The 7647-nt window shown below is 67.2% G+C and carries 8 protein-coding genes; 7 read left to right on the forward strand and 1 reads right to left on the reverse strand.

All coding sequences use genetic code 11. From position 1 onward, the window contains the following. The first annotated feature begins 2 nt into the window (after nt 1–2). From ACVOME_RS16415 to ACVOME_RS16440, 6 genes are all read left to right on the forward strand, one after another. Nucleotides 3–362, forward strand: coding sequence for a GntR family transcriptional regulator (locus tag ACVOME_RS16415; protein WP_053515392.1), 360 nt, complete (start codon nt 3–5; stop codon nt 360–362). Then, nucleotides 362–1252 carry an ABC transporter ATP-binding protein gene (locus ACVOME_RS16420; RefSeq protein ID WP_065176059.1) on the forward strand — a complete coding sequence of 297 codons (891 nt, stop codon included), beginning with the start codon at nt 362–364 and terminating at the stop codon, nt 1250–1252. Before ACVOME_RS16415 ends, ACVOME_RS16420 begins: the two co-directional genes overlap by 1 nt. Then, entirely contained in the window at nt 1249–2274 is a 1026-nt protein-coding gene (locus ACVOME_RS16425) for an ABC-2 transporter permease (protein ID WP_180875577.1), read from the forward strand. Before ACVOME_RS16420 ends, ACVOME_RS16425 begins: the two co-directional genes overlap by 4 nt. A gap of 22 nt (nt 2275–2296) precedes the next feature. Further along, a complete protein-coding gene (locus ACVOME_RS16430) occupies nt 2297–3181 on the forward strand; it encodes a DUF4097 family beta strand repeat-containing protein (protein ID WP_053515386.1) in 885 nt (294 codons plus the stop codon). Between the two features lie 30 nt (nt 3182–3211). After that, complete coding sequence (locus ACVOME_RS16435; protein ID WP_053515384.1) at nt 3212–3823, forward strand: YggN family protein; 612 nt, start codon at nt 3212–3214, stop codon at nt 3821–3823. 89 nt (nt 3824–3912) lie between these two features. Next, nucleotides 3913–4338 carry a hypothetical protein gene (locus ACVOME_RS16440; protein WP_053515382.1) on the forward strand — a complete coding sequence of 142 codons (426 nt, stop codon included), beginning with the start codon at nt 3913–3915 and terminating at the stop codon, nt 4336–4338. Between the two features lie 58 nt (nt 4339–4396). On the opposite strand, the gene ACVOME_RS16445 is transcribed toward ACVOME_RS16440, so the two are convergent. Further along, the gene (locus tag ACVOME_RS16445) at nt 4397–5833 is read right to left on the reverse strand and encodes a class II fumarate hydratase (protein WP_065182914.1); all 1437 of its coding nucleotides are present in this window, start codon (nt 5831–5833) and stop codon (nt 4397–4399) included. A gap of 290 nt (nt 5834–6123) precedes the next feature. Here ACVOME_RS16445 and purB point away from each other — a divergent pair, with 290 nt between their 5' ends. Continuing rightward, complete coding sequence (gene purB, locus ACVOME_RS16450; RefSeq protein ID WP_128987758.1) at nt 6124–7491, forward strand: adenylosuccinate lyase; 1368 nt, start codon at nt 6124–6126, stop codon at nt 7489–7491. Nucleotides 7492–7647: the final 156 nt, after the last annotated feature.

Below are 7647 nucleotides of genomic sequence, written 5' to 3' on the forward strand. Positions count from 1 at the left end.
CCATGAGCGACATCCAGTGGAGCGACGGCGCTCCCATCTACCGCCAGCTGAAGGAGCGCGTGATCGCCATGATGCTCGACGGAATCCTCAAGCCGGGCGATGCCCTGCCTTCGGTGCGCCAGGTGGCCGCCGACTACCAGCTCAACCCCATCACCGTTTCGCGCGCCTACCAGGAACTGGCTGACGAAGGCCTGGTCGAGAAGCGCCGGGGCCTGGGCATGTTCATGACCGAGCAGGCGGCCACGCAGCTGCGCAGCAGCGAGCGCGAGCGCTTCCTCAATGAAGAATGGCCGGCCGTCCTGGAGCGCATCCAGCGCCTGGGGCTGAGCCTCGACGAATTGCTGACCCAGGGGAAAGTCTGATGAATGCCAGCCTCACCAGTACCGCTGCAAGCGACGCGGTCATCACCGCCCGCGGCCTGCGCAAGGCCTACAAGAGCACGGTCGCGCTCGACAATGCCAGCTTCACCATCCCGGCGGGCCGGATCATCGGCCTGATCGGACCCAACGGTGCCGGCAAGACCACCGCGTTGAAGGCCATCCTCGGCCTGACCACGGTGGAAGGCGACCTCAGCGTGCTCGGCCGCGACCCGCGCCTTCATCGGGATGAGCTGATGAAGGACATCTGCTTCATCGCCGACGTCGCGGTGCTGCCCCGCTGGCTGAAGGTGCGCGAGGCCATCGACTTCGTCGCCGGCGTGCATCCACGCTTCGATCGCGCCCGCTGCGAGCGCTTCCTGGCCAACACCAAGCTGCAGCCGAAGCAGCGCGTGCGCGAACTGTCCAAAGGCATGATCGTGCAGCTGCACCTGGCCCTGGTGATGGCCATCGACGCCCGCGTGCTGGTGCTCGACGAGCCGACCCTGGGCCTGGACATCCTGTACCGCAAGGAGTTCTACCAGCGCCTGCTGGAGGACTACTTCGACGAGCAGAAGACGATCATCGTCACCACCCACCAGGTCGAAGAGATCGAGCACATCCTCAGCGACGTCATGTTCATCCGCGACGGCCGCATCGTGCTCGACGCAGAGATGGACGATGTCGGCCAACGCTACACCGAGCTGCTGGTCAACGCCGAGCAGCTCGATACCGCGCGTGCGCTCAAGCCGATCGACGAGCGCGCCCTGGCTTTCGGCAAGACCGTGCTGCTGTATGACGGCGTGCCGCGTGACCAGCTCACCTCCCTTGGCGAGACCCGCAGCCCGGGCCTGGCTGATCTGTTCGTCGCTGTCATGAAGGGGACCTACGCATGAACGCCGTCAATCATCCCGTCGGCCCCGCCGGCACGCTGCGCTGGCTGCTCAAGCGTGAATACTGGGAGAACCGTGGTGGGTTCCTCTATGCGCCGGTGATCGCCGGCGTGGTGTCGCTGCTGATGAGCGGTGTGGGCATCGCCTTCGGCCTGTTCGCCCTGCATCGGGCTGCGCGCGACGGCAATCTGCACATCGATGGCGAGGACGTGAACATCAACGGCCTGGACCTGGCGCTGCTGACCCGCAACATCAGTGCCAAGGACATGGCCGACCTGGGCAACGGCCTCGACCTGACCCTGGTGCTGAGTTCGGCCTGGCCGTTCCTGGTGCTGGCGTTCGTGATGTTCTTCTACTGCCTTGGCGCGCTGTATGACGACCGCCGCGACCGCAGCATCCTGTTCTGGAAATCACTGCCACTGTCCGATACCCAGACCGTGCTTTCCAAGGTGATCAGCGCGCTGGTGATCGCCCCGCTGATCGCAGTGGTCGCGGGCATCCTGACCATGTTCGGCTTCCTCGCCATCATCAGCCTGGTGGCCGCGCTGCACGGTGGCAGCCCGATGAACCTGATCTGGGGACCGGCCAGCCCGCTGACCCTGGCCGCCGGCCACCTGTCCTGGATTCCGGTCTACGTCCTGTGGGCGCTGCCTACCGCCGGCTGGCTGCTGCTGTGCTCGGCCTGGGCCAAGTCCAAGCCGTTCCTGTGGGCGGTGATGCTGCCGCTCTTCGCCGGGATCATCGTCTCCACCACCAAGGTCATGACCCTGTTCGGGCTCACCAGCGGCTGGTTCTGGCAGAACGTCGTCGGTCGCCTGCTGCTCAGTGGCGTGCCCGGCATGGACCTGATCTACCGCACCGGCCTGCAGGACTCGCGTGCGGACCTGGAATCGGTCACCGCGCTGATGGGCCCGGTCGCGCAGCTGAAGTCGCTGGCGATGCCGGGACTGTGGATCGGCGCTGCGTTCGGCGCGCTTTTCATCTTCCTTGCCATCCGCCTGCGCCGCCGCGCCGGCGAAATCTGACCCCTTACCGGAGCCACCACCCATGCGTTCCCTGCTCGCCTGTACCGCGTTGTTGCTGATGCCGCTGTCGGCCCTGGCCGCCGATGCACCCAACTGCAAGTTCACCGCTGCACGCACGTTGAAGCTGGACGCGGCCGGTGCCAAGGCGGTGGTGTTCGAGGTGAACCAGTTCGATCTGAAGGTGACCGCCCGCAGTGGAGGCGGTCAGCTCGACGGCCGTGCCTGCGCGTCCAGCCAGGATCTGCTGGACCAGCTGGTGCTGGACCAGCGCCGGGAAGGCGACAAGCTGGTGGTCAGCCTGCGCCGCGCAAGCCGTGCCGGCCTGAACCTGGGCAACTTCTACGCCTGGCTGGACATCCGCGGCAGCGTGCCGGACAACCTGCCGCTGCAGTTCAAGGTCGGCTCCGGCGATGCCAGCATCGACAACGCGCAGTCACTGAGTGTGGATGTCGGCTCCGGCGACGCCGTTGCGCGCGGCACCCGCGGCACCATCCATGCCTCCGTCGGCTCCGGCGACCTGGAGATCGACGGTGGCAGCGCACTGAACCTGCTGTCGCTCGGCTCGGGTGACGTCAAGGCGCGCAACATCGGGGGCGACGCGATCGTCGGCACGGTCGGCTCCGGCGACCTCACGATCAGCGACGTGCGTGGCAACGCACGCCTGGACACGGTCGGATCGGGCGACGTCGACTTCAAGCGCGTGCAGGGCAGCGTCCAGATCGGCGTGGTGGGCTCGGGGGGCATCGACCTGGGTGACATCGGCGGCGATGTGCACGTGCGCAGCCATGGCTCCGGCGACGTCGACGTCGATGGCGTGCGCGGCAACCTGACCGTCGATCACAGCGGCAGCGGCGACGTCGTGCACCGCAACGTCAGCGGCAGGGTCACCCTGCCCCGCAACAAGTAAATCCCAACCCACCGATTCGAGGGGAATGCCATGAACCTGATGCGCCTGCTGCCTGCCACCCTGCTGTGCCTGCCGCTGATCGCCTGCGGTGGCACGTCTTCCGCGCCCGACACCAGTGTCGGCAAGAGCGTCGCCGAAACCTCCAGCGGCGTTGGCAGAAAAGTCCAGGAAGCCATGGATGAGGCCCGCAGGGAGATCACTGAGGGCAACATCAAGATCTCCGCCGACAATCAGCCGCGCGCGGAGATCACGCCGGATGGACATCTGCTGATCGGCGGCAAGGATGTGCCGACCAACGACGCGCAGCGCCGCCAGCTGCTGGAGTACCGCGGTCACGTGGTCGCCATCGCGACGGACGGGATGAATGTCGGCCTGGCCGGTGCCAAGCTCGGTGCCAGCGCTGCCGGTGAAGCGCTCAAGGGTATCTTCAGCGGTGACAGCGAAGGCGTGGAGAAGCGGATCAACGCCGAGGCCGCCAAGATCGAAGCGCAGGCCAAGCGCATCTGCGACCGCCTGCCGGCGATGCTGGCCAGCCAGCAGGCGCTTGCCCGCGAACTGCCGGCCTTCAAGCCCTACGCCAGCATGGACCAGAGCGACGTCGACGACTGCGGGAAGGACAGCTCGGTCACCTTCTCCAACTGAGACACTTCAGCGCAGCCGGCCGGCAGCGGGTCCCCGCTCCCGCCACCGGGCTTACAATGGGCACCCCGGATGCCCCCGATCGAATCGTCATGAAGAAGCTGTTTCTGCTGCTGGCTGCCCTGTTCTGCCTGGGCCTGGCCGGCTGCGACCAGGATTACCGCAACCACCGCGCAGAGCGTGGCAAGCCCAAGATCTCCGTCAGCGAAGGCATGGTGACCGTGCGCCGTCCACCGGCACCGAACATCATCATCCTGGCCGACGGCACGATGAAGATGGACGAGATCCAGATTCCGCTGGACGATGCGCAGAAACAGATGCTGCAGACGATGTTCGGCAAGCTGCAGGTACTGCGCCAGAACACGCTGGTGGCCGCCCCGGCCGATCCGAACATGCAGCCGGTGAAGATCCAGCCGCCGGAGGGCATGGACGTCATTCCAGGCGACCTGATCCAGCGCATCCCCGAGTTCAAGGACTACACCGAGACCTTCGGCAACATCGTCGCCGACCGTCGCTGAACGCAAACGCCGCCCGAGGGCGGCGTTTCTCATTGGCCCGGCAAGCCTGCTCGGCAGATCAACCGCCGCCACCGCCTCCCGCATGGATGCCGCCAGCGGTCAGCGCCGTCGGATCCAGCAGGCGCCGCAGTTCCGCTTCGCCCAGGCCGCTGTCCTCCAGCGCCACCTCCAGCACCGGCCGCTGTTCCTTGTAGGCGCGCTTGGCGATTGCCGCGGCCTTCTCATAGCCGATGATCGGGTTCAGCGCAGTAACCAGGATCGGGTTGCGCGCCAGCGCCTCCGCCACGCGATCCTCGCGCACCTTCAGGCCTGCGATGGCGCTGTCGGCCAGCAGCGTCGACACGTTGGCCAGCAGGCCGATGCCTTCGAGCAGGTTCACCGCGATCAGCGGCAGGGTCACATTGAGCTGGAAATTGCCGGTCTGCCCGGCCACCGTGATCGCCGTGTGGTGACCGATCACCTGCGCGCAGGCCATCACCGTCGCCTCCGGAATCACCGGATTGACCTTGCCCGGCATGATCGAGCTGCCCGGCTGCAGGGCCGGCAGTTCGATCTCGCCCAGCCCCGCCAGCGGCCCGGCATTCATCCAGCGCAGATCGTTGGCGATCTTGATCAGCGCCACCGCCAGCGCATTGAGCTGGCCGGACAGCTCCACCGCATCGTCCTGCGCGGCCAGGCCTTCAAACTTGTTGTCGGCACTGTCGAACTTGAAACCCGAGTGCTGCTTGAGGGCCTTGGCCACCTGAGCGCCGAAACGCGGATCGGCATTGATGCCGGTACCGATGGCGGTGCCGCCCAGGGGCAGCCGGCGGACGCGCTTGAGGCTGTCCTCGATGCGCGCCTGTGCCGATGCCAGCTGTGCCGACCAGGCGCCGAACTCCTGCTCGAAGGTCAGCGGCATGGCGTCCATCAGGTGGGTACGGCCGGTCTTGACCACCTTGCGCAGGCTGCGGCCCTTCCTGTCGATGGTCCTGCGCAGATGCGCCAGCGCGGGCAGCAGCTGTTCGTGCGCCGCCAGCACCGCCGAGACGCGCAGCGCGGTCGGGATCACGTCATTGGAGCTCTGCCCCTGGTTGACGTGGTCGTTGGGATGGACCGTGGTCTTGCCGGCCTTGCCGGCGCGGTTGGCCAGGGTCGCGATGACCTCGTTGGCATTCATGTTCGAGGACGTACCCGAACCGGTCTGGTAGACATCGATGGGGAAATGCGCGTCCCAGTCGCCCGCCGCCACTTCCGCGGCGGCGGCCTGGATCGCCTTGGCCACGTTCCTGGGCAGGTGGCCCAGTTCGGCGTTGACGCCGGCAGCGGCGCCCTTGACCAGACCCAGCGCACGGATGAACCCGCGCGGCATGCGCTGGCCGGACACCGGGAAATTCTGCACGGCGCGCTGGGTCTGCGCGCCCCACAGGGCGTCGGCAGGCACCTGCAGCTCGCCCATGCTGTCGTGTTCGATCCGGAACGCCCGGGAGGCACCCTTGCTTGCAGCTTTGCTCATTGCATCGACTCCGCACTACTTCAGTTGGGGAAAGGGAAGCGGCGGCTGGCAGGGTGTCGCTTCCCGGGCTGGCGGCGGCAATCACGATACTCTCTTGCCCGTTGCATGGCATGACGGAAGCGGGCCGGATCGTTTCATCTGCGGCACCGTTGCCCATCGGGAGCGGCGGGCCCGGCCGGGCGAGGACAGCGCGCAGCCTCCCTGCGCCCGGCGTGGCCCGGTGCTGCCAAGCATGCGAAGGCCACGCGTCGTAGAATATCGGCCCCGCCGCTCGCTCCCGCCCTGCCGACATGTCCGATTCCGCCCTGCTCGCCCTGTCCCCGCTCGATGGCCGCTACGCCGGCAAGGTCGATGCCCTGCGCCCGATCTTCTCCGAGTACGGCCTGATCAAGGCCCGCGTCACGGTCGAGGTGGAGTGGCTGCTGGCGCTGGCCGCCGAGCCGGGCATCGTCGAGCTTGCAGCGTTCTCCGAAGCCGCCACCGCCCGTCTGCGCGCGCTGGCCAGCGGTTTCAGCCCCGCCCATGCCGCCCGGGTGAAGGAGATCGAGCGCACCACCAACCATGACGTCAAGGCGGTGGAGTACTTCATCAAGGAGCAGCTGAAGGACGACGCCGAGCTGGCGCCGGCACTGGAGTTCGTGCATTTCGCCTGCACCAGCGAGGACATCAACAACCTCAGCTACGGCCTGATGCTCGAGCAGGCGCGGCGCGAAGTGCTGCTGCCGACGCTCGACGGCATCGCCGCCACCCTGCGTGGCCTGGCCCACGCCCAGGCCGCGCAGCCGATGCTGTCGCGTACGCACGGCCAGACCGCTTCGCCGACCACCCTGGGCAAGGAGCTGGCGAACGTGGTGGCGCGCCTGGAGCGTCAGCGCCGCCAGATCGCCGCGGTCGAGCTGACCGGCAAGATCAACGGTGCGGTCGGCAACTACAACGCGCACGTCGCCAGCTACCCGGACGTGGACTGGCCGGCCTTCGCCGAACGCTTCGTGACCGGGCTGGGCCTGGTGTTCAACCCGTACACCACGCAGATCGAGCCGCACGACAACGTCGCCGAAATCGGCGATGCCGCCCGCCGCGCCAACATCATCCTGATCGACCTGGCCCGCGACATCTGGGGCTACATCTCGCTGGGCTACTTCAAGCAGCGCCTGAAGGAAGGCGAAGTCGGCTCGTCGACCATGCCGCACAAGGTCAACCCGATCGATTTCGAAAATGCCGAAGGCAACTTCGGCATCGCCAACGCGCTGTTCGAGCATTTCAGCGCGAAGCTGCCGATCAGCCGCTGGCAGCGCGACCTGACCGACTCCACCGTGCTGCGGGCGCTGGGTACCGCCTTCGGCCACAGCCAGGTGGCGCTGGACTCGCTGGCCAAGGGACTGGGCAAGCTGGAGGTGAATCCGCAGCGCCTGGACGCCGATCTGGATGCGGCCTGGGAAGTGCTGGCCGAAGCGGTGCAGACGGTGATGCGCCGCCACGGCCTGCCGAACCCGTACGAGCAGCTGAAGGCACTGACCCGCGGCCAGGGCATCACCGCCGAGTCGATGCGGGCGTTCGTACAGGGGCTGGAGCTGCCGGCGGATGCGAAGCAGCGGCTGCTGGAGATGACCCCGGGCAGCTATACCGGTCTGGCCGAGGCGCTAGCGAAGAAGATCTGAGGGGTTTTCTCTGCGGCGGCGGCCGCGGCGCTGCCTGCGGCAGGCAACGGCAACGTCAAAGGCGGCTCTGGGTTTCTGCCGTGTTTGGCGGGGCGGATTGGGTTCGCGGGGGACGCCGTGAACCCATCCCTGGGGGCTTGGCCGCGGCATCCATGC

Source organism: Stenotrophomonas sp. STEN008 (assembly GCF_056760435.1).

Excerpts from the sequence above, each read along its gene's own strand:
- ACVOME_RS16415 (WP_053515392.1), top strand. The coding sequence starts at position 3 with ATGAGCGACATCCAGTGGAGCGACGGCGCTCCCATCTACCGCCAGCTG.
- ACVOME_RS16420 (WP_065176059.1), top strand. The coding sequence starts at position 362 with ATGAATGCCAGCCTCACCAGTACCGCTGCAAGCGACGCGGTCATCACC.
- ACVOME_RS16425 (WP_180875577.1), top strand. The coding sequence starts at position 1,249 with ATGAACGCCGTCAATCATCCCGTCGGCCCCGCCGGCACGCTGCGCTGG.
- ACVOME_RS16430 (WP_053515386.1), top strand. The coding sequence starts at position 2,297 with ATGCGTTCCCTGCTCGCCTGTACCGCGTTGTTGCTGATGCCGCTGTCG.
- ACVOME_RS16435 (WP_053515384.1), top strand. The coding sequence starts at position 3,212 with ATGAACCTGATGCGCCTGCTGCCTGCCACCCTGCTGTGCCTGCCGCTG.
- ACVOME_RS16440 (WP_053515382.1), top strand. The coding sequence starts at position 3,913 with ATGAAGAAGCTGTTTCTGCTGCTGGCTGCCCTGTTCTGCCTGGGCCTG.
- ACVOME_RS16445 (WP_065182914.1), bottom strand. The coding sequence starts at position 5,833 with ATGAGCAAAGCTGCAAGCAAGGGTGCCTCCCGGGCGTTCCGGATCGAA.
- purB (WP_128987758.1), top strand. The coding sequence starts at position 6,124 with ATGTCCGATTCCGCCCTGCTCGCCCTGTCCCCGCTCGATGGCCGCTAC.